Annotated in this window: 16 protein-coding genes; 7 read left to right on the top strand and 9 right to left on the bottom strand. The window is 50.5% G+C overall.

Annotated features, from left to right (window positions below):
* Positions 1 to 5 precede the first annotated feature (5 nt).
* The 6 genes from BMW93_RS02875 to BMW93_RS02850 form a co-directional block, all read right to left on the bottom strand.
* Positions 6 to 680, bottom strand: coding sequence for an outer membrane beta-barrel protein (locus BMW93_RS02875; RefSeq protein WP_143061572.1), 675 nt, complete (start codon positions 678 to 680; stop codon positions 6 to 8).
* A 151-nt stretch (positions 681 to 831) separates the two neighbouring features.
* Positions 832 to 2,145: a TolC family protein gene (locus tag BMW93_RS02870; RefSeq protein ID WP_090373662.1), complete on the bottom strand. Its 1,314-nt coding sequence runs from the start codon at positions 2,143 to 2,145 to the stop codon at positions 832 to 834.
* A 20-nt stretch (positions 2,146 to 2,165) separates the two neighbouring features.
* Complete coding sequence (locus BMW93_RS02865) at positions 2,166 to 2,828, bottom strand: ABC transporter ATP-binding protein (protein WP_090151138.1); 663 nt, start codon at positions 2,826 to 2,828, stop codon at positions 2,166 to 2,168.
* Between the two features lie 234 nt (positions 2,829 to 3,062).
* On the bottom strand, positions 3,063 to 5,471 hold the full coding sequence (locus tag BMW93_RS02860; protein ID WP_090373661.1) for an ABC transporter permease: 2,409 nt from the start codon (positions 5,469 to 5,471) through the stop codon (positions 3,063 to 3,065).
* A gap of 8 nt (positions 5,472 to 5,479) precedes the next feature.
* The gene (locus BMW93_RS02855) at positions 5,480 to 6,373 is read right to left on the bottom strand and encodes a winged helix-turn-helix domain-containing protein (protein ID WP_229240153.1); all 894 of its coding nucleotides are present in this window, start codon (positions 6,371 to 6,373) and stop codon (positions 5,480 to 5,482) included.
* A 34-nt stretch (positions 6,374 to 6,407) separates the two neighbouring features.
* On the bottom strand, positions 6,408 to 6,869 hold the full coding sequence (locus BMW93_RS02850; RefSeq protein WP_090373660.1) for a hypothetical protein: 462 nt from the start codon (positions 6,867 to 6,869) through the stop codon (positions 6,408 to 6,410).
* Positions 6,870 to 7,100: 231 nt separating this feature from the next.
* Here BMW93_RS02850 and BMW93_RS02845 point away from each other — a divergent pair, with 231 nt between their 5' ends.
* The 3 genes from BMW93_RS02845 to BMW93_RS02835 all read left to right on the top strand — a co-directional run bounded on the left by BMW93_RS02845 (position 7,101) and on the right by BMW93_RS02835 (position 9,046).
* Entirely contained in the window at positions 7,101 to 8,345 is a 1,245-nt protein-coding gene (locus BMW93_RS02845; RefSeq protein WP_090373659.1) for an MFS transporter, read from the top strand.
* A 65-nt stretch (positions 8,346 to 8,410) separates the two neighbouring features.
* Positions 8,411 to 8,644: a hypothetical protein gene (locus BMW93_RS02840; protein ID WP_090373658.1), complete on the top strand. Its 234-nt coding sequence runs from the start codon at positions 8,411 to 8,413 to the stop codon at positions 8,642 to 8,644.
* Positions 8,645 to 8,647: 3 nt separating this feature from the next.
* Positions 8,648 to 9,046, top strand: coding sequence for a putative toxin-antitoxin system toxin component, PIN family (locus BMW93_RS02835; RefSeq protein ID WP_090373657.1), 399 nt, complete (start codon positions 8,648 to 8,650; stop codon positions 9,044 to 9,046).
* Positions 9,047 to 9,065: 19 nt separating this feature from the next.
* On the opposite strand, the gene BMW93_RS02830 is transcribed toward BMW93_RS02835, so the two are convergent.
* From BMW93_RS02830 to BMW93_RS02820, 3 genes are all read right to left on the bottom strand, one after another.
* Entirely contained in the window at positions 9,066 to 11,468 is a 2,403-nt protein-coding gene (locus BMW93_RS02830; RefSeq protein WP_090373656.1) for an ABC transporter permease, read from the bottom strand.
* Between the two features lie 265 nt (positions 11,469 to 11,733).
* Positions 11,734 to 14,109, bottom strand: a complete 2,376-nt coding sequence (locus tag BMW93_RS02825) for an ABC transporter permease (RefSeq protein WP_090373655.1) — start codon at positions 14,107 to 14,109, stop codon at positions 11,734 to 11,736.
* A gap of 106 nt (positions 14,110 to 14,215) precedes the next feature.
* Positions 14,216 to 16,615 (bottom strand): ABC transporter permease, encoded by a 2,400-nt coding sequence (locus BMW93_RS02820; protein WP_090373654.1) that lies wholly within the window; start codon positions 16,613 to 16,615, stop codon positions 14,216 to 14,218.
* Between the two features lie 273 nt (positions 16,616 to 16,888).
* Between BMW93_RS02820 and BMW93_RS02815 the strand changes: the two genes are divergently transcribed.
* The 4 genes from BMW93_RS02815 to tnpA all read left to right on the top strand — a co-directional run bounded on the left by BMW93_RS02815 (position 16,889) and on the right by tnpA (position 20,897).
* Positions 16,889 to 18,373, top strand: a complete 1,485-nt coding sequence (locus BMW93_RS02815) for a glycine--tRNA ligase (RefSeq protein WP_090373653.1) — start codon at positions 16,889 to 16,891, stop codon at positions 18,371 to 18,373.
* A 191-nt stretch (positions 18,374 to 18,564) separates the two neighbouring features.
* The gene (locus tag BMW93_RS02810; protein ID WP_090373652.1) at positions 18,565 to 20,034 is read left to right on the top strand and encodes a nicotinate phosphoribosyltransferase; all 1,470 of its coding nucleotides are present in this window, start codon (positions 18,565 to 18,567) and stop codon (positions 20,032 to 20,034) included.
* A 10-nt stretch (positions 20,035 to 20,044) separates the two neighbouring features.
* Positions 20,045 to 20,278, top strand: coding sequence for a DUF3820 family protein (locus tag BMW93_RS02805; RefSeq protein ID WP_090373651.1), 234 nt, complete (start codon positions 20,045 to 20,047; stop codon positions 20,276 to 20,278).
* Between the two features lie 181 nt (positions 20,279 to 20,459).
* A complete protein-coding gene (gene tnpA, locus BMW93_RS02800) occupies positions 20,460 to 20,897 on the top strand; it encodes an IS200/IS605 family transposase (RefSeq protein ID WP_090373650.1) in 438 nt (145 codons plus the stop codon).
* The last annotated feature ends 174 nt before the right edge of the window (positions 20,898 to 21,071 follow it).

Below are 21,071 nucleotides of genomic sequence, written 5' to 3'. Positions count from 1 at the left end.
GCTGGTCAATTTTTAGGTTGGATATACCGTGCAATACGAAGGGAGAAATAGGACGGGAAATCCGTGGTCAGGCCCGTTCTGAAATTGAATTGCCGGTCTGCATCTGGGCGAGAAGGCAGATAGTTAAAATTGAGGGCAAGGAAATTCGTATAAGCCTCCAATGACCATTTCTTATTAGGAAATGTGTAAACTACCCCGGGTTTGACGTTCAGCCCGTATTGCCAATAGTCGCTTTTACTGGTGGATGGCACCAGGCCTCCGTTTTTGGTTTTCGACCAGGAATAGGCAGGTCCCAACTCTCCATGGATAAAGATGGACCATCGGTCGTTTAGCGTATAGTACTGTCGGATAAAAGGTAACAGTTGCAGGGATTGGTTAAAGGCCCTCACTTCGTAGTCAAGAGGGCTTTGGTCGTCCTTTTGGTAGTTCAGGCTGTATTTCAATCCTACTCCGAGCATGGTTTTGCCGGATACAAACCAGCCTAGCTGCGCTTCGGGCGTGACCGTGGGATTGCTGGTTTTGCGCATATCAAGTCCGTCATATTCGTCCGTATGGCGCGAAAACTCACCCCTGAAATTGATCGTCGCGCCCCAATATTTTACGCCTTTCTGAAATTGCGCTTCCGCGCTTCCTGCCAGCAACATCATCCCCGGCAGTAACAATAGAAAAAGTTTTTTCATGGTCCATTAAATTAGTTTGTACCTAATTTACACACCATAATGTAACCACCTAATTATTTAAATTTATTTAACTAAAGAAAGAAGCAGCCAATGCGCCTGGCTGCCTCTAAGAATTACCGATACCAAATTTAACCTAACAATCTTGAATATTTTAAAACACCCCCTGCCAGTTGCCCTGACGGTAGTATTGTAGTAATCTTTGTTGCATGAGATAATCATACTTGGCCTGGATGGCAATGCCTTGTGCCTGGGCCAGTTTCGCTTTGGAAAGCGTGTATTCAAAAATGCTCGACACACCTGCATTGAATTTGCTCTCTACCACCGTGAATGCCGCTCCGAGTGATTCTACCTGGCCTTCCGCCGCGGCATGTTTGTCGGCCATCGCGTTCAGGTTCAACACCGCTGTTTCGATCGCCTGGCGGAGCTGCTGGTTGGTTATGTCGAGCGTGTTTTGCGCCTGGCGTTCCTGCACTTTGGCCAGCTCCACGCGCGGCCGGGTTACCCAGCGGCCCATGATCGGGATGTTCAATCCAAGGTTGATATAGCCGTTGCGCGTCGCATTCAGCTGTTTGAAATAATCGAGGTTATCGTTTGTCGAAGCATAGAATGCCCGCACGTTGGTACTGAGGTTCAGCGATGGGAAATTCAATGCTTTGATCGACTTTACGAGGTACTTATAGCTCTGACGGTTCAGCTCGGCACTACGGATTTCCGGGAACGTTTTGGAAGCGTTTTCATAAAGCTCCGTCGAATTGGCAGTGGCGGGAGCGACGCTCTCTTTCGGTACCAACGGTTCAAATTCGATATTGTCGTCGGGGGGAACATTCATTCGCTGAAACAATGCGAGCCTCGCCGTACGATAATTGCTAAGCGCCGTTACCCGCAAGTATTTATCGTTCGCTAGCTGTGCCTTGATCTCAGCCAGAAGATTGTTCCCGGCAGTTCCGGCGTCCACCTGCTTCTGAACCTTGTCCACCTGCTGCTGCGACGATTCAACCTGCTGGTCCGCAGCTTCGAGCAATGCCTTCGTCGCGAGCACATTCACATACCCCTGCATGAGCAGGATGGTCTGTGCATTCAGTACGGCGGTCCGGTTTTCCATGGCCGACTCTTTGAGCAATGTGCCCTGACGTGTTTCGTTAGCCAGTTTTCCTCCCTGGTACACTGGCAATTGGAAGCCCGTGCTGATCGAATTATAGCTGTAAAGCTGATCTATGTACTCATTGGTATATTGGTCGATGCTTCGGCCAAGGTTAAGGCTTTGGTCGGCCGTAATATAGATTTGCGGGAAAATCTGTGACTTTGTCTGCCGCAGCTGCGCCTGAGCCGCTTCCGCCTGCAAGGACCCTTGCTGGTAAAGCAGGTTGTTTTTTGTCAGCAGGTCCACGCAATCGGCGAGGCTCAGCTTGGTTTGCGCCCGTCCGAGTAACGGCAGGAGGCAGAAAAGTAAAATAAAACGTTTCATGGCTAATAGATTGAGTTAGGTCACGCCAGCCATCCGTCCTTCAACCGTACGATCCGGTTGCCGTAACCCGCATTCAATTCCGAGTGGGTTACCTGAACGATGGTGACTTTATCTTCCTGGTTAAGTTTCTGAAATAATTCCATGATCTCGATCGCCTGTTCCGAATGCAGGTTACCGGTCGGTTCATCGGCGAAAATCACCTTCGGGTTATGCACGATCGCGCGGGCCACGCCCACGAGCTGCTGCTGGCCGCCCGAAAGCTGGTGCGGGAACAGATCCTTTTTGGCTACCATATTAAACCGGTCGAGCAATTCCGCCACGCGGCTCTTGCGCTCGGACGACGAGGTGCCTTTGTACAAAAGCGGCGTCTCGATGTTTTCATAAACCGTTAGTTCGTCGATCAGGTGGTAGGCCTGGAACACAAAACCGATGTGGTGACGGTGCAATTCGGTGCGTTTCTTTTCGGAGAGTTTCTGTACAGGCTCGTCGAGGAAAAGGTATTCACCTTCGGACGGTTCTTCGAGCAAGCCAAGTATGTGTAACAGGGTGGATTTGCCGGAGCCCGACGGGCCCATGATCGATATAAATTCACCTTCTTTAATGTTCAAATCAATGTGACGCAACACGTATGTCTTGCCAAAACCTGCCGGGTAATATTTGGATATCTTTTCTAACTGGATCATAAAAATTTGTAGTTTGAGATTTGGTATGTAATTACGGACAACCTGTTTTAAAAACAAATGCTTACATCCGCGTCTCTTATGCCAGTCCTATTTTAAAAAGCCTTGCCAAAGGTGTAATGTCTTGATATTCATATTGTTTTAAAATAATCCATTAATGCGTGCGTCCGATACCGTACAAAATGTGTACGCAATCGGACGCGGTCCGGACAAGCGGATAACCTGACTGAAAGAGGCCTATTCTGTCCGTAAAACCTTCACCGGATCGGCGCCGGCCGCCCGCAAAGCCTGAGCGAATACCGTGAACAGCGCCAGCGCCAGTGCCACGGCCCCGGAGCCCGCATATACCCACCACGGCAACCCGGCATGGTACGCAAAATGGCCGAGCCAAGAATGCATTAGGTAATGGCCCGCAACGGAGGCAAGGAGAATGGAGATGAAAATGAGGCGGATGAAGGTCTTGGAAAAGCCGAGTGCAATATCATAACCCGTCGCACCCAGCACGACCCTGATGCCTGTCTCGCGCTTGCGTTGCGCAATGGCCAGGTGCGCCAGACCGAACAGCCCCAGGCTGCAAATGACGACCGCCACAATGGTTGCCAGCGTGATGATCTGCTGCCAGCGAAGTTCCGTCGTGTAGGCGCGGGCGTTCGCGTCGTGCAGGAAGGTGTATTCAAAAACAGCGTAGGGTAAAACATTTTTGAACGTTGTTTCAAGTTTCCTGATAGCATAACGCTCTTTATTTTGAGCGATTTTAATCCATAATTCCCCGCCCCCGTGATGCTTGCTCATTGGCATGATCATCGGTCCGATGCGTTCTTTGAGGGAATTGAAATGGAAATCACCGACCACCCCCAGGATGGTCAGGCCTTGTTTGCCGAAGTAGTCGTCGGGCATCAATGTCTTGCCGACCGGATCGGTGAGCCCTGCTTTTTTTACAAAGGCTTCATTCACCAATACGCCGAATTTTTCGTCGGAGGAAAAGGCAGGTGAGAAGTTACGGCCTTGGAGCAGTTTCATTTCCAGCATCGGAAGATAATCCGCATCGACCGTACGGACATTTGCGAGCATTTTTTGCCCCTTCACCACTACATCACGGTTGCCAAACTCGCCCGCCAGCGAGATTGCTCCGAATGCCGGATCGCCCGCCAGCTCGTGTTGGAAGCGCTCGTGTACCTGATGCACATTCCTTACGCCCTGAATAGCCACTTTGACGATCTGATCAGGGTTGTAACCCAGGTTTTTGGATCTGATAAAATGCATTTGCCGGTAAAACAACACACTCGCAATACCCAATAGCACGGCCATCGCAAACTGGAAAACCATCAGCACATTCCCGACCGGGTTCCTGCCTGCGAGCCGGATTTTGGAATACAGTGTTTCAACCGGCGTTAACCGGGAAATCAGCCAGGCAGGGTAGAGCGCGGCGCAACCGATATTAACGACGAAAATCAATGCAATCCAGCTCAGCAATTCGGGACTGAACAGCTGGCCCGGCGCTATTTGTTTTTGAGATAAATGATTAAATGCAGGCAGCAGCAAAGCCACGAGTATGAATGCGAATACCATGGAAATGCCGACCAGCATCGCCGATTCGCCGAGAAACTGCACGACGATCGCCCAGCTTCCGCTGCCGGTAGCCTTACGTATCCCGACTTCTTTCGCCCGCTTCATGGACGACGCGATGTGAATGTTGATAAAATTGATGCTCGCCATCAGCAAAATAAACCCGGCCATACCGATGAAAATGTAGGAGTAAATCGGCTTGCTCGTGTTCACAATGCCCGATTCGCCATTCTGGTTGGGAATTGCCTGAGTATTCAGGTGAATGTCGGTCATTTTTTGTAGCCCGTACGTAATGGTTGAGGCTTCGGGATGGTCTTTCCGCTGGGTTTGCGACAATGCACCGGCAATGCGGTTGAATTTGCGTATTACCTGCCCGGGCAGCGCGTCGGGGCGGAGCACGACGAATGTGCCCAGATAGGCATTCAGCCAGCTCGTATCATCGAAGGATACCTTCATGAATTCGAAAGGAAAGAGGATATCGAACTGCACCGAGGAGTTGGCGGGAGGGTCTTCGGCTACGCCGGTAATGACCAGCGGTTTGCCGATACGCATGGCCGACGGATCGGCATCCATTTGCAGCAACTCGCCGACCACATCCGTCCGGTGGAAGAATTTCAGTGCTGTGCGCCGGGTAACGACCACCGAATTGACGTTCTGCAATGCAGTACGGCTATCCCCGTGCAGTAACGGGAATGTAAAAACGTCAAAAAAGGAAGCGTCGACAAAGAGCAGCTGCAATTTAAATGCATTGTGCCCGTGCCGCACGTCTCCGTAAATGTCCCCGCCCATAACCCGCGCGTAATGCGTGATCTCGGGTATACGCGCCTGAAATGCGGGCCCCTGCACCTGCCCGGTACCACCGGAAGCAATCAACTCGCCCCGCTCGCGCCAGGTGCTGGTAATGCGGTAGAGGTGAGGATTACGGGCGTGAAAACGATCGAAGCCACGCTCGTCGCTGATGTAAATGGCGGCGAAAAGCATGCAGGCGGTTCCGATAGCCAGGCCGGTAACATTGATCAGCGCATACAGCCGTCCCTGCCAGAGCTGACGCGCTGCAATTTTCAGAAAAGTTTTGAACATGGATTTTATCAGGAATGGACTTCCATTTTGTAGCCTACGCCGTGAATGGCGGTAATTTTGACTTGCGGGTCGGCCGCCAGCATTTTGCGGAGGCGCGAGACGAACACGTCCACACTCCGGCCGACAATGACACCTTCATCTTCCCAAACCGATTTAAGGATCGCGTCCCGTTCCAGCACCTGGTTGATATTCCGGACGAATAAGCCCAGCAACTTCGCCTCGCGGAACGTCAGCGTCTGGGTGGTTTCGCTGTTGTGGAGCGTCTGGTTAGCCGTATCCAGCCACGAATGGCCGAATGCAATCCGTGAAAGCGGAATGGCGGCCTCTTGCGAGGGCGTTTCCGGACTTTTTTTGTGCCGCGACCTCGTCCAGGCGATGTAACCCAGACCGGCCAACGCGCCTCCGACCGAAATAAGCAACCAGGTGTTACCGGCGGTTTGAGGCTTGGGTACTTCCGGCGTGAAGCGGATTTGCAGCGTATAACAACCTTCTTCACGCGAGCGGCCCGCGCACGGCACTCCACCAGGCTGTGTAAGATCGAAAAACTGGTAGCCGAGCGTTACTTCACCGGTCTTGCAATCCAGCACAGCGACGCTATACGGGCGGTCAATGTGGTAGGAATCGAACGATCGCTGCAATATTTCCGGCAGTTTGTCATAATCGAACATCCGATCCATTTGCACCGAAAAGGTATTCGCGTCCGTCTGCTTCACGGGAGGGATCTGCGACAGGGAATCACCATTGGCCCGAAGCAGCAAATCGACCGTGCGGCGCAGTGAGAGATTCACATTTTCGGAGAAGCGCACGGCATCGTTATTGGCCATCAATATGCCCGAAAGGCCGGTGCATAAGGTAGCCAGCAGCACAAATTCTCCGAAAATCGCTTTTAAATACCGCATCATAAGGCCTGGAACGAACAATCAAATTTAACGAATTTCAGCAATTGTCCTTTTTCGGTTTCAAAACATAAAACCAGTTGAATTGCGGAACGATTTGGCTGTTTTTAATAGTAAACATTTTTCGGGCGGCCTTATTATCGGAACCCACAGGGTCGATTACCAGTTGATCGCCGGCTTGTGCGAATTTCAATATGTCTGCTACCTCGTAATACATGACGGCATGGTTATGCGCATATGCCTCGGAGTCCACGATCTTCCCGCCCCGTTTGAGGTAAATCAGAAACGGAACAAGGGTTTGTTTTTCCGAGACCGGGTCGGCTGCTGTGAGGGTTAACTTTCCGCGGGTAACATAGGCAAACTGTTCGGTCGTGACCGCCTTGCCATTCAGCATTAGTGGATTGTTATCCGTCGGCCCTGCCGGTTCCGGGAATGCAACCGATGCCTGCAATGAGCATAGCAAGATCATTGCGGCGATGATTTTGATTGTTTTGAAGTCCATGTGCGAATGTGTTTTGAAGTGAATATTGACTGCTTTATCCAAAAGTACCTATGCCTGAAAGCCATGCGAACAAATGCCTGTAAAACATTGTAAACGAAATGTAAAACATTGGTTTTGGGATTTTAAGAGCCTTTTATAGCATTCGGACAGAAAAAGGCATTAATTTTCAGTTAAAGCAGAACATTCTTCCCGGCTGGTAGTGTTACTTTTTTACAACACTAAAACACGTACTTGAAAACAGTAGCATCCAACGATCCGTACGCAGCACTCCGCTATTCTGATTTCCGGTTTTTTGTATCCAATTCCTTTCTTTTCTCCGCCACGATCCGCATTCAGGAAGTGATTGTGGGCTATGAATTGTACAAAACCACGCACGATCCGCTCGCATTGGGCCTTGTGGGGTTGGCTGAGGCGATTCCGTTTATTATTACATCGTTGTTTGGGGGGTATGTGGCCGATCAGAAGAACAAGACCAGCATCATGCACGTCAGTCTGGTGGTGATCTTGCTGGGTTCGGGCATCCTCTATACCGCTTTTCAGCCAGGGGTTTACAACAGGCTGGCGGAGTGGCAGCATCTGGCCGTTATCTATGGTGTTTTTGGGTTAATAGGTTTTGCCAAAGGCTTTTACTCACCAGCGGCAAGTTCGTTGAAACCTTTCCTCGTACCGCGCACGATTTATCATAACTCCTCCACTTGGAGCAGCTCTTTTTCGCAGGCAGGCGCCATTCTCGGACCGGCCGCCGCGGGTTTTATGTATGCCTACCTCGGACTGACGCATACCTTGCTGATCGTAATCGTCAACTTTCTGGTTTGCTGGGTTTTACTGGGTATGATCAAGACGCGCCCGGAGTTTCCGAAGATCGTTACACCGATGATGGAAAGCCTGAAAGAGGGTTTCAAATTTGTGTTCAAAACGCGCATTGTGCTGTACGCCATGACGTTAGACCTCTTCTCGGTGCTTTTTGGCGGCGTGATCGCATTACTGCCCATTTTTGCCGAAGATATTTTGAAAGTCGGGCCGGAAGGTCTTGGCTTGCTGCGCGCAGCGCCTTCCATTGGTTCCATGCTGACGATGTTCGCGATGGCCTATTTCCCGCCCACGCACAACGCTTGGCGTAATATGCTGGTAGCCGTGGCAGGTTTCGGGGTATTCACCCTGGTTTTTGCCGCATCCACCAGCTTCCTGCTGTCCTGTGGGGCGCTCTTTGCCACCGGCGTGTTCGACAGCGTGAGCGTCATCATCCGCCAGACCATCCTCCAAATCTACCCGCCCGACGAAATGCGTGGACGTGTAGCGGCAGTGAACGGCATATTCGTCAGTTCCTCCAACGAACTCGGCGCCTTCGAGTCCGGCGTGATGGCTAAGGCCTTCGGAACCGTCCCGTCCGTGATGATGGGAGGCGTGCTCACGCTGGTTGTAGTCACTTGGGTGTATTTGCGTTCTAAGGATTTGTTTTCGGTGAAGTTGAGTTAGTTGCTGGTGCCGGTTTTTGTTATAAATTTTATAAATTTATAGATCTATAATTCAATCGATTGACAATGGATGCTGCGGCAAAATCAAGCGAGCAAGGAAAGTTGAACGACTTGCAGATTAGTCTTCTGAGGTTGTTCGACCGTGGTATGAGTGATGCTCAGACGTACGAATTACGGAAAATGTTGATGGCTTACTTTGACTCGGAAGTGAAAAAGGAGCTGGAAAAAGTTCAGAAAGAAAAGCAGTATACCCAGGAAGATTTTGACAGAATGCTTACCGACGACAATTTTTTCAAATGATGGATGAAAATAGTTGTCGATACAAACTGCCTGAGGGCCTCGGTACCTCCATTTAGTAAGTATTACCAGCTCTATCTGGAATTCGCCGCGGAAAAATTTCAATGGCACATTAGCAATGAAATTCTGCTGGAATACGAAGAAATCCTCACAAAAACATATTCAGCTAACACTGCGCAAAAGATACTCAATCAACTTATCATTGCGCCTAATACGGTCTACGCAGAGGCTGCATTCAAATGGAATCTGGTTGCCGATCCTGATGACAACAAATTTTCAGACCTCGCGATCAGTTGTAATTGCGATTACTTGGTGACCAATGATAGAGGATTTAATGTCTTCAATAGTTTAGAGTTTCCTAAGTTGAAGGTCATCGACTTAGCCAGTTTTCTGAAATTATTCTAAGAGGAAAATGATTGCCGAATCAGTCACTCTTTAAACTCTTCACCGGATCCATCGCCGCCGTCTTATACGTCTGCACGCAGACGAGCGCAGTGATCATTATTCCAAAAATTCCCGCAATTCCCGCAAACACTTCCCAGCCGATTTCCGTACGGTAGGCATAGGTTTTCAACCATTGATTACCCAGCAGGATTGCCAGTGGAAATGCTACGAGAATGGCCCCGGCCAGGATTGCCAGAAACTCTTTCAGGAAAAGCATTACAACATGGGCACCGGTTGCGCCGAGTACTTTGCGGACCCCTACTTCGCGGGTTCGGCGGGCCACGTTGAGCGAAACCATGCCCAGAATGCCCAGGAGTACAATGACGACCGAAAGAAAGGTCGCGACGCGGGAGGCTTTTTTGAGCTGCATTTCCGACTGATACAGTTTTTGCAGGGTTTCATCCATGAATACATATTCAAACGGGGCGTCCGGCATGAGTTCCCGCCATTTTTGCTGGATGGCAGCCATAGAGTTGCCTATGTTGCCCGGATTAAGGCGGATGCTCAGGTAACGGTAGAAGTTGGTTCCCCGGACATCGGCGAACACAAGCGGTTTGATGGCCTGGTGCATCGATTCGAAGTGGAAGTCCTGCGCTATGCCGACTATGGTTAAGGGATTTGGATAAGAATGTACCCGTACCTGTTGCCCTAATGCATCCTGGGCGCTTGCGTATCCGAGCGACCGGATAGCGGTTTCGTTCATCACGATGCGGTCGGGCTGGTATGCGGTGTTCGGAGTTTGAAGAAATTCGCCCGCGACGAGTTTTATATTGTAAGTGCCGGCATATGCGACATCTGTACGCAGCAGCGTGGCTTGAACGGCCTCGGTGGAGTCCTGGCCCGGTTTGTAAAAACCACTACCGCCCCCATTTCCATTCGGGATTTCGTAGGAAAGTGAAATGTTTTTAACCTCTTTGAGTCGCGCAAGGTCGTCGCGTACGCGCGCCATTTTCGCCAGTCCGTCAGGTGTCCAGTCGCGGGGGACGCCGAGGGTAACCACCGATTCTTTGTTGTAGCCAAGATTTTTATTGAAAAAATAATCCACTTGCCGCGCTACAATGCCAGCCCCTGCAAACACAAACAATGCGATCACAAACTGCATTGCGATCAGCGAGCGCCTGAAAAGAATATTGTCTTTCACGGACTTCAACTTTCCCTTCATGGACTCCACCGACGGAATCCGCGAGAGTACCAATGCCGGGTACAGCCCCGCCAGCAATCCGACGAGCATCGCGATCAATACCGGCACGATAAGCGCATAGGGCATCAGCGCCCACAATGACCCGATCTTTTTCCCTAAAATATCACTGAAAAACGGCCGGAACAACTCATACAATCCCAAGGAAATAAGCATCGCGAAAAGCGACAGCAAGATGGATTCTGCCAGAAACTGCCCGATCAACTGCCTTTTCAGACTGCCTAGCACTTTACGAACACCAATTTCCTTCAAGCGGGACGACGAGCTGCCAATGGAAATATTCACAAAGTTGACGATCGCCATCAGCAAAATGAACAAGGTGATGCCCGAAAGCGTCAGGATCATTTTGTCGACCACGCCATTGTTTGCTTCGCGGTAATATTCGCTCAGTGGCGTCAGGTACGCTTGGAGATTCGTCTTGATGGCTTCGGGCGCGTGCGTTGCGAGCTCCTGAGCCATCGGTTTGGCCAGGTCGGCAGGTGTAACACCATCTTTCAATTCGATGTAGGTAACCATAATTGGAAAGTTCCAATTGTCTTCCGAGCCCGTGCGACCTTCCAGGCTGCTGAATGGGAAGAAGATTTCTGTTTCGGTGCTCAGTAAATGGGTTACTGAATTGAATGGCGGATTTTTTATTACCGCGGTAATCTGGTACTGCTGCTTGCCGCCCATGAAATTGTGTAGCGTAAGGGATTGGCCTACCACGTCCGTCCGACCGAAGTATTTCATGGCCTTGTTTTCGGTAATGACGATCGAGTTGGGCGAATTCAATGCGGTTGCTGCGTGCCCGTACAGCAGCGGGAAGCCGTACATGGAGAGCAGGGTAGAGTCGCCCGTCTGCACATCCTCCCTGAAATGCTTGTCGCCGCGTGAGACGGCCACGGTAATGGCGTCGTAGCGATAGTAGTTGGCGACGAGATTTGGATAATCTGTTTTCAATGCCTTTCCAAGCGGTCCGAGCGTGGTAAGGTCCAGGCCCATATTCGGGTTGGTCCATTTGCTGCGGATAATGTACTGGTTACGCGCATGGGCGAGGTCGCGATTGACCTGCCATTCGCCCCAGACGTAGCTTGTCATCAGAAACGTGAATGTCATCCCGACGGCTAGCCCGAGAATCGTCACCAGCGAATAAAACCTGCGTTTCAAAAGATTCCGCCAGGCCGTTTTGAAGTAGTTTTTCAGCATGTTTCAAATTTAATATGCTGAACGTCAGGTGGGTTTTGTTTAACGTTTTTTAACAGTGGGGAAAGGGAGGAAGGAGGAAAGTGAGGAAAGGGGGAATTGAGAAGAATGATAAAATGCCGTCACATTTGTATTGCTACCAATGTTACATCGCTACGCGATTTGACAGTAAAAGGTCACGGAAAACTAATAACGCAAATAGGAGGAGACCCCACTGGGATCGCGTAATGTCCTCCTGTCACTTTCACCCTTCCTCCTTTCCTCCCTTTCAATCATCCCGCAAAGTCTCCGCCGGATTGGTTATCGCCGCCTTGTAAGTCTGGATGCCGATCGTCAGAAGCCCGATCGTGAGCAGGACGCCGACGCAGGTGAAAAATACGCCTGGGCCGAGCTTTGTGTGGTAGGTGAAAATGTTCAGGAACAGGGACCCGAGCAGGTATCCGATCGGAAGGGCGATGACGGCGGCGATCAGGATCATTTTTACAAATGAAGCAGAAAGCAAATGCATGATCTGCGTTACGCTGGCGCCCATTACTTTTCTCACGCCTACTTCCTTCACGCGTCGGGCAGTAGCGTAAGTTACCATGCCGAGCAGTCCGGTGGTGGCAATGGCGAATACGACGAAGATCATCATGTCCATCAATTGTTGATCGCCGCCGCCGATATACCGGTCGTACAACTGCTGCTCATACCACGACGAAACGAACGATTCGTGCGGATGGAAGCGTTTCCAGACGTTTGCGAGGCTGGCTTCGATCTGGCCAGGATCGGTACCTTCCTCGATTTCAAGGGATATGATCCCGATTTCCTGCTGGTCGAATGCCAGTACGAGCGGGGCCACGGGTAGTTCATAACGCATGAAGCAGAAATCCTTCACCACACCGGAAACGATCACTTCCGTCTGATTCAGCATAATGCTTTGACCTACAATATCTTTCGGGTCTTTCCAGCCCAGCGTGCGAACGGCATTCTGGTTAAGCACCACGAAATGGATGGAAGTATCCCGGCTGACCGGCATATTTGTGCCCGCCACGAATTTGAGTTTCATGTTTTGGATGAAACCCGCATCGGCCGAATAAACGTAAGCATCCTTTTTTGCGGCCTCGACGGCCTTTTCGGTCGTTTTGGAAAGTTTTACCTTGCCCGCCGTTTCGCTGAAAGTAGCAGAGGCAACTCCAATGCGCTTTACACCGGCTTGTTTGCCCATTTCATTACCGAGTAATTTGAAGTCGCTATCGGCAGTAAGGGGGATATTCAGGATGTTTTTGCGATTGAAATTATCATTGTCGGTGGCCATGTATTTGAACTGGCTGTTCATAATACCGGTACCCGTCATGAAAACCAGCGCGACTACGAATTGAATGATCGTGAGCGCTTTACGGAATCCCAGCTTGCCCAGTCCGGCTGCCACGGTTTCACCTTTCAGGATATTAACAGGTTGATAGCCGGATAATATCCTTGCCGGAAGCAGCCCGGCGAGTAATCCGGTCAAAAGTGTGAAACCCAGGAAAACAGCCCATAATATCCGGGTATCATTTACTTCCCAGGTAAGCCAGCGCACGTGGATATTAGCCTGCATTAATATCAATCCAACATATCCGATACAAAGAGCTAACAGGGCAATGAGCATGGTTTCGATCAGGAACTGGATCACCAGTTGCCGGCGCTTCGCTCCTGCGACCTTGCGCACGCCTACCTCACGCGCGCGGCCGAGGGACCGCGTGAGTGTGAGGTTAATGTAGTTGAAACCTGCCAGCGTGATGATGATCAGCGGAATAAGCAAGCCGACACCGATCTTCCAAATCGGTTCGATACCGGGGTTGTTCAGCAGGTTTTCGTAGTCGGGAGAAATTTCGGTAAGCGCCTGGCTGCGGAATATGTGGCCTTTGATCTCCTTGAAATCGACTGTTTTGCGATTGTCGTTCGCGACTCCGGCCAATGCGCGGTCGAGCGCGGCGCGCGGCGTGCCTTTGGTAAGCAGTACAAAAGTGTAGGTGTTGTAATCCAGCCAGTTATTGGTTTTTAAATCGGGCTTTGTCAACGGTAATGTTGCGAACGATAGCACAATATCGTCGTCCAAATGCGATTCGAACGGGGCAATGGGCTTGAAAACGCCGGTGATCGTGAATGTACCCATTTCGGCATTCGTCAACGTCTTGCCGACCGGGTTAGCATTGCCGAAAAAGCGTTCGGCAAGGTCGCGGGTGACTACACAGGTCCGTGGTGCGATGGCCGGTGTTCCTCTTTCCAATTTGAAGCCGAAGACGTCGAAAAAAGACGAATCCGCGTACAAACCATAGGTTTTGAGGGTTTTGACGCCATTGTTGAGGTCGCCCGAAAATGCCCGGTTAATGCGCACCGCTTTTTCCACTACACTTTGTTCGTCCAGCAGCTTTTGCCCCAACGGAAACGGCGTCGAAGCCAGCGAATACACTTTGCCGTTGTTGTCCGTGGCGTCGGTCAGGATGCGGAATGTGCGGTCCGGGAAGGGATGAAACGAATCCTTCTCGAAGGAGCTTTGCACCTGGATCAGCTGAATGAAACAAAATGTCATAGCCAGCCCCAGCCCCCCGATATTGATCAGCGAGAATAGCTTGTTTTTCCAGAGGTTGCGGATGGCGATTTTCAGGTAGTTTTTAAGCATTGGCGCTTATTTTGACCATGGACGGACGACCATAGACCGTTGTTTTTAATTAATCATTCATTAACAATGGACCCATGGTCTATCGTCCGTGGTCGGGCCGAAGGCGCTATTCCGCCCGCAACGCTTTAACAGGGTTAGTCAACGCCGATTTCAATGCCTGCGAACTGACGGTTGCGAGTGCGATGACGATGGCGATGATACCGGCCAGGGCGAAGACCCACCAAGACAGCGTTTCGCGGTATTCGAAGTTTTGAAGCCATTTGTTCATCGTGTAAACGGCGACGGGCGTGCCGATGGCAATGGCGACGAGCACGAGTTTGACAAAATCTTTTGATAACATCAGCACCACATCCTGAATGCTGGCACCGAGCACTTTGCGGACACCGATCTCCTTCGTGCGCGCCTCGGCGGCAAATGCTGCCAGTCCGAACAGACCGAGACAGGCAATCAGAATGGCCAGTATGGCAAATGCCAGCAATACATTGCCCTGGCGTTGCTCCGCCTGGTATTGTTTGGCAAAATTTTCGTCGAGAAATTGGAATTCAGGGCGTGCCTCGGAATCGAAAGTCTTGTAAACCTGGCTGATATAGGCGAGCGCTTCGGGTGTTTTGGCGGCGTTGATGCGCACGTACATATTGTCCTGCTCCTGAGGAGGCGCGAGCTGGATTACCAGCGGCTCGATCTTGTGTTGCAGCGAATAAATGTGAAAATCCCTGGTTACACCGACAACGGTCAGTTCCGTTGCATTACCATCTTTATCGGCAGGGTAGCGCATTCTTTTTCCGATCGGATTTGCCCAACCCTGTTTTTTAACCAATGTTTCATTCACAAGAACCGAACCGGCCAGGTCGGCAGGAGAGTTTTTGACAAAATCACGGCCTTGCAGCAGTTTGATCTCCATCGTGCGCAGGTAATCGGCGTCGGCCATAAAGCGTTGCGTCATTTGCGGGGTCGAAGCAATTTCGCCGTTGTTGGTTTCTACAAAAAGGGAGGTAGAACCAATGCCGTTGTTACCGATGGGATTACTGGCGGCTGCGGCGCTTTCGATGACCGGGTTTTGCCCTAGTTTCTCCTTCAATGCGCCCACCTGCGTACGGACTTCGTTTTTATCGATATGAAAGGTAAGAACCTGTTCTTTATTGAAACCCAGGTCTTTATGATTGACATAGCGGATTTGCCGGTATACAATGCCCGAGCAGGCAATCATGACCACCGTAGCGGCAAACTGGAACACGACCAGCGATTGCCGGAACCCCGCTCCGCCCGTGTGACTGCCCAACTGCCCTTTCAATGCAATAACCGGCCGGTAACCCGAGAGCATCAAGGCAGGGTAGAGGCCGCTCAAAAGGCCGATCAACAGCAGGAATCCGGCAGCAATACCGAATGTGAGTATATTATTGTTCTGAAAATCAAGGCTTAATGATTTTTCTGCCAACCGGTTGAAAAAAGGTAATGCCGTTTTGGCTAACAAGAAACCTACGAAACCGGCCACGATCGTCATCATGAAGGATTCCGTCAGAAACTGGCCGATCAACTGAAAACGCTGCGAGCCAATGGCCTTGCGCACGCCCACCTCGCGCACACGTTTGAGCGAGCGGGCCGTATAAAGGTTCATATAGTTAATGCAGGCAATGATCAGGATCAGTAATGCGATTGCGGAGAAAATGTAAACCGTTTTAATATTACCCTTGGTGCCGATCTCGTATTCCAGATGCATGGAATGCAGGTGAATGGACGTCAGCGGTTGCAGAATCATGTGGTAAGCTGCATTACCCATCTGTTTTTGCAGGTATTTGGTGTAAAAGGCGGGAAACTTGGCTTCGAGCTTCTTCGCGTCGGTGCCTTCTTTTAAGAGGAGGTAAGTGTAAATATCCCCGGCCTGCCAGTCGCTGGTGTAATCTTTGGGAAGTGAACGTAATGCGCTGAAATTCAGGTGGGAATTGACAGGGACGTCTTCGATAACGCCCGTAACGACATTGGGATAATTATTGGAAAAAAAGACGGTTTGTCCCACTGCTTTGGAGGCGTCGCCAAATATGCGGGCGGCCAGGGTCTTGGTCAGGACGATTTTTTGGGGTTCGACGAGGGCCGTCGCAGGATTGCCGTAAAGGAATGGATAAGAGAATACGTCGAATACTGACGCGTCTGTGAAAAAGATATCTTGCGCATCGACCTGTTTTTCGCCGAACCGGATCTTGCCGCCACCCTCGGCGCTGATACGTACGGTTTTCTCGATTTCGGGATATTCGTTTTGCAATGCCGGCGCGAATGGCGCCGAAGTAGGGGCGAGTTTGAAACTACCGGTGGCCCATTCGGCTTCCTGCGTAAGGCGGAAAATGCGGTCGGATTTGGCGTGGAAGCGGTCGTAGCTAAGCTCGTCGGCCACGTATAGCACCATGAGCCACACGGCCGCGATGCCGATCCCGAGTCCCAGGATGTTCAGCCCGCTGAACAACCGCTGCTTGCGGAAGTTCCTGATCGATATTTTAAGGTAGTTGAATAGCATAAGTCAAGGTTTGTTAGTCAGTGCCATTAACTGAATAAATTATATGCCAATGGAATTTTTGCTTGATTACTAGCTGATTATGCTAAAAAATGCCCATTCTGATGTTCGCTAACGGACATTCCTGTTCAGCGGCGCACGCGGGTTAATGAAAAATTAAGACCGGATTTCCGGCGCGGTACCAATGCGCAATGCCGTCAAAATCCCTAATTTTGCCAAATTCATGATTTTGATGGATTTAATAGTCTTTTTTCTTATTGATTTTAAACGAATAGAATGAGCCAGGCACCTGCTACCTCTCTGCAAGACATTGTTGGGCACGCGAAGGAATACGGTTTTGTATTCCCGTCTTCCGAAATATATGATGGATTACAAGCCGTTTACGATTATGGTCAGAACGGTGTTGAACTGAAAAACAACCTGAAAGCCGCTTGGTGGAAGGCTATGACGCAGCTGAACGACAATATCGTCGGCATCGACGCGGCGATTTTCATGCACCCGCTTACCTGGAAAGCATCCGGCCACGTCGACGGCTTCAACGATCCGATGATCGACAATAAGGATTCCAAAAAACGCTACCGCGCCGACCAGCTCCTGGAAGGCAAGGCAGAACAATATGAAAAAGACGGTGAGCCCGAAAAAGCAAAAGCATTGCTCGCTGAAATGGGCCGTTTGCTCAGCGCGGAAGATCTGAATGGTGTTCGCGAACTGATCATTTCCGAAGGTATCAAATGCCAGGTGTCGGGTACGAGCAATTGGACGGAAGTTCGCCAGTTTAACCTGATGTTCAGCACGCAGGTAGGGTCTGTGGCCGAGGATGCCAATATGATTTACCTTCGTCCGGAAACCGCACAAGGTATTTTCGTGAACTTCCTGAATGTACAGAAAAGCGGCCGTATGAAGGTGCCTTTCGGTATTGCGCAGATCGGTAAAGCATTCCGTAACGAAATCGTCGCGCGCCAGTTCATCTTCCGTATGCGCGAGTTCGAACAGATGGAAATGCAATTCTTCGTGCGCCCTGGTACTGAGGAAGAATGGTACGACAAATGGAAAGAGGGAAGGATGAAATTTCACAAGGCGATAGGCCTGCCTGCTGAAAAGCTGAAATACCACGACCACGAAAAACTCGCGCATTATGCGAAAGCGGCCGTGGACATCGAGTTTGAATTCCCCTTCGGCTTCCGCGAAATCGAGGGTATCCATTCCCGTTCCGATTTCGATTTGCGCAACCACCAGGAGCTTTCGAAGAAAAAACAACAGTACTTCGATGCCGATCTGGACGAGAATGGCAAGCCGTACGGTAACTATATTCCTTATGTAGTGGAAACGTCGGTGGGCGCCGACCGCCTTTTCCTCGCTACATTCTGCAATGCTTATACAGTAGAATCGGTAGGCGAGGGCGATAGCGCGAAGGAACGTACTTTCCTGAAACTGCACCCGGCATTGGCGCCGTTCAAAGCGGCGGTGTTGCCGTTGGTTAAAAAGGATGGTCTGGCAGAAAAAGCGCAGACACTGGCCAACTCGCTCAAATCGTCATTCCGTACGGTTTACGACGACAATGCGGCCATCGGTAAGCGTTACACCCGCCAGGACCTGATCGGAACGCCGTTCTGTATCGTGGTGGATTACCAGACGATGGAAGACGACACCGTTACTATTCGTCACCGCGATTCGATGGAGCAGGAACGCGTCCATATCAGTGAATTAAAGGAAAAAATCGGTTATCAGGTGGCTATCGAGCGAATTCTCGAAGCGATCTGAGGTGATTGTTAATTTTGAATGAGTGAATGAGTGAATGAGTGAATGAGTTAATATTCTCCTCATTCACTCATTCGCTGTTTTGCAGCCATCTCCCCTTTCGGTCGATTATCGGGCTGGTAAATCAGTATTGGTAGCTATAATGCCGATTATTTAGTAACTACGCGGCTTTTAGAACACCAATCCGAAGCGAAATGATCAACCAGCTTTACGACACTTCGATGAGCCTTCTTACAGACCTGTACCAGCTCACCATGGCTTACGGCTATTGGAAATCGGGGAAGGCAGAGCAAGAGGCGGTTTTTAATCTCTATTTCAGAAAACACCCTTTCCAGGGCGGATTTACCGTTGCATGCGGGCTCAGCAGCGTAATCGAATACTTGCAGGAATACCGTTTCAATGAAGAAGACCTTTCCTACATCGCTTCGCTCACCGGCGGCGACGGCAAGCAGCTTTTCGACGATGGTTTCATCGATTACCTTCGCAAATTAGAGCTACAATGCAGTATTGACGCCATTCCGGAAGGTACCGTGGTTTTTCCCAATGAGCCGTTGCTCCGCATTCAGGGGCCTATTTTGCAATGCCAGCTGCTGGAAACACCGCTTTTGAACCTCATCAATTTCCAATCCCTCGTAGCTACCAAAGCCGCCCGTATGCGATTGATCGCGAAGGACGACGCATTGCTCGAATTCGGCCTGCGCCGCGCGCAAGGGCCCGACGGGGGCGTAACGGCAAGCCGTGCGGCCTATATCGGCGGGTTTGATGCTACTTCCAATGTACTGGCGGGCAAATTGTATGATATTCCCGTGAAAGGCACCCACGCGCACAGCTGGGTCATGTCGTTCGACAACGAACTGGAAGCTTTTGAAACCTATGCGAAGCACATGCCCAACAATGTCACTCTGCTGGTGGATACTTACGATTCGCTGAATGGTGTGCGGCACGCTGTGGAAGTAGGGAAGCAGCTGCGCGCGAACGGGCACGACTTATCCGGGATTCGCCTCGATTCGGGTGACCTTGCGTACCTGAGTATCGAAGCGAGGAAAATCCTGGACGAAGCCGGGTTTGAAAAAACCAGTATTGTGGCCAGCAACGACCTCGATGAGTACATTATGGACAGCCTCAAAATCCAGGGCGCGAAAATAAATGTGTGGGGAATCGGTACAAAACTCGTCACGGCATTTGACCAGCCCGCATTGGGCGGCGTTTTCAAGCTTGCAGCCATTCGTGCCGACTCGGGTGAGTGGGATTATAAATTGAAATTATCTGAGCAGGCGATCAAGGTGTCGACGCCTGGTATTCAGCAGGTTCGCAGGTTCAGGGATGCGAGCGGGTTTGTTTCGGATATGATATTCAATACCGAAACACCGCTGATCGGTAAAGCAACCATGGTCGACCCGTATGATTTTACCAAAAATAGGTCGTTCGAGGAGTCAGTGCATTATGAGGATTTGCTCGTCCCCGTTTTCGCGAAAGGTCAGCTGATTTACAAATTGCCTTCCGTTCACGATACGCGAAAGCGTTCGCAAGAGCAGCTGGCACGTTTTTATAAGGGAATTAAACGATTTGTAAACCCGCATACCTATCCGGTAGGGCTTGAAAAGGATTTATTTGATTTAAAAACCAACTTGATTTTTAAACTTCGCGCCGGCAACGAGGCGTGAAATACTTAGTATGCAAGAGTTAACACATCCGAACAGCGAGATCCTCAAAGATCTGATCAACTACAAAATGCCTTTTGGCAAATACAAGGATTGGGTCATTGCCGACCTCCCCGTTTCTTACCTCGAATGGTTCTACCGCGAGGGTTTCCCATCCGGAAAGCTCGGTATGCTGCTAGGCACGATGCTGGAAGTCAAGATGAACGGGTTGGAGTCCTTGATCCAGGGCTTGCGGAAGGTGGCATAGCTTCATTTCTGACACACGTAAACACGCGCACCCGGAGCCTTCCTCCGGGTGCGCGTTGCGTATGATGGGTATTGGGTTTAATGAATGTGAACTGCGGCGGTATTCTACAAGGTGTGACCTTTTCGGGATTCTTACGTATCAATGACAGTCATTAATAATTCACTGCCAATCCCGTATACCAATGTCTTACGTAAAAATCTGGATACACGCTGTTTGGGCGACCAAGCACAGACAACCCGTTTTACAACCGCCAGTCCTGGCGCAACTTTGCCGGCATATCCGTGAAAATGCAAAATTTAAAGAAATACACATTGACCGGATCAATGGCCATCACGATCACATCCATGTCCTGATGCTGCTAAAAAGTGACTATGGAATATCGAAACAAATGCAGCTTTTGAAAGGTGAAAGCGCTTTCTGGGCCAACAAAATGAAATTGGTGTCAGGCAATTTCGAATGGGGCGATAAATACTTTGCAGCCTCCGTCAGTGAAAGCAGGCTTCCTTTTGTTAGAAGGTATATCGACAATCAGCAGGCACATCATGGAAAGCGGAGCTTTCGGGAGGAGTTCGAGGCTTTTGCGAAGGGAATCGGGTATGATGGTCAGGACATGGAGTGACGCAGGAGCCGGGCCGGAACCTACGCTGATAGCCAGTGGAATTGGAGCATGAAGTTATCTGGCTCGGGAGAGGGTGCTGGGGCCTCGGTCCGGGTGAGGGCTTTGGCTAAAGCCTGTCGTTGGGGAGACGTGCTAAGCCCAAGGCTTAAGCCTTGGGTTGGTTGGGTTGTGGCG

The organism is Dyadobacter sp. SG02, from assembly GCF_900109045.1.
Taxonomy (GTDB): Bacteria; Bacteroidota; Bacteroidia; order Cytophagales; family Spirosomataceae; genus Dyadobacter.
This window is presented reverse-complemented; position numbering and strand designations above follow the sequence as displayed.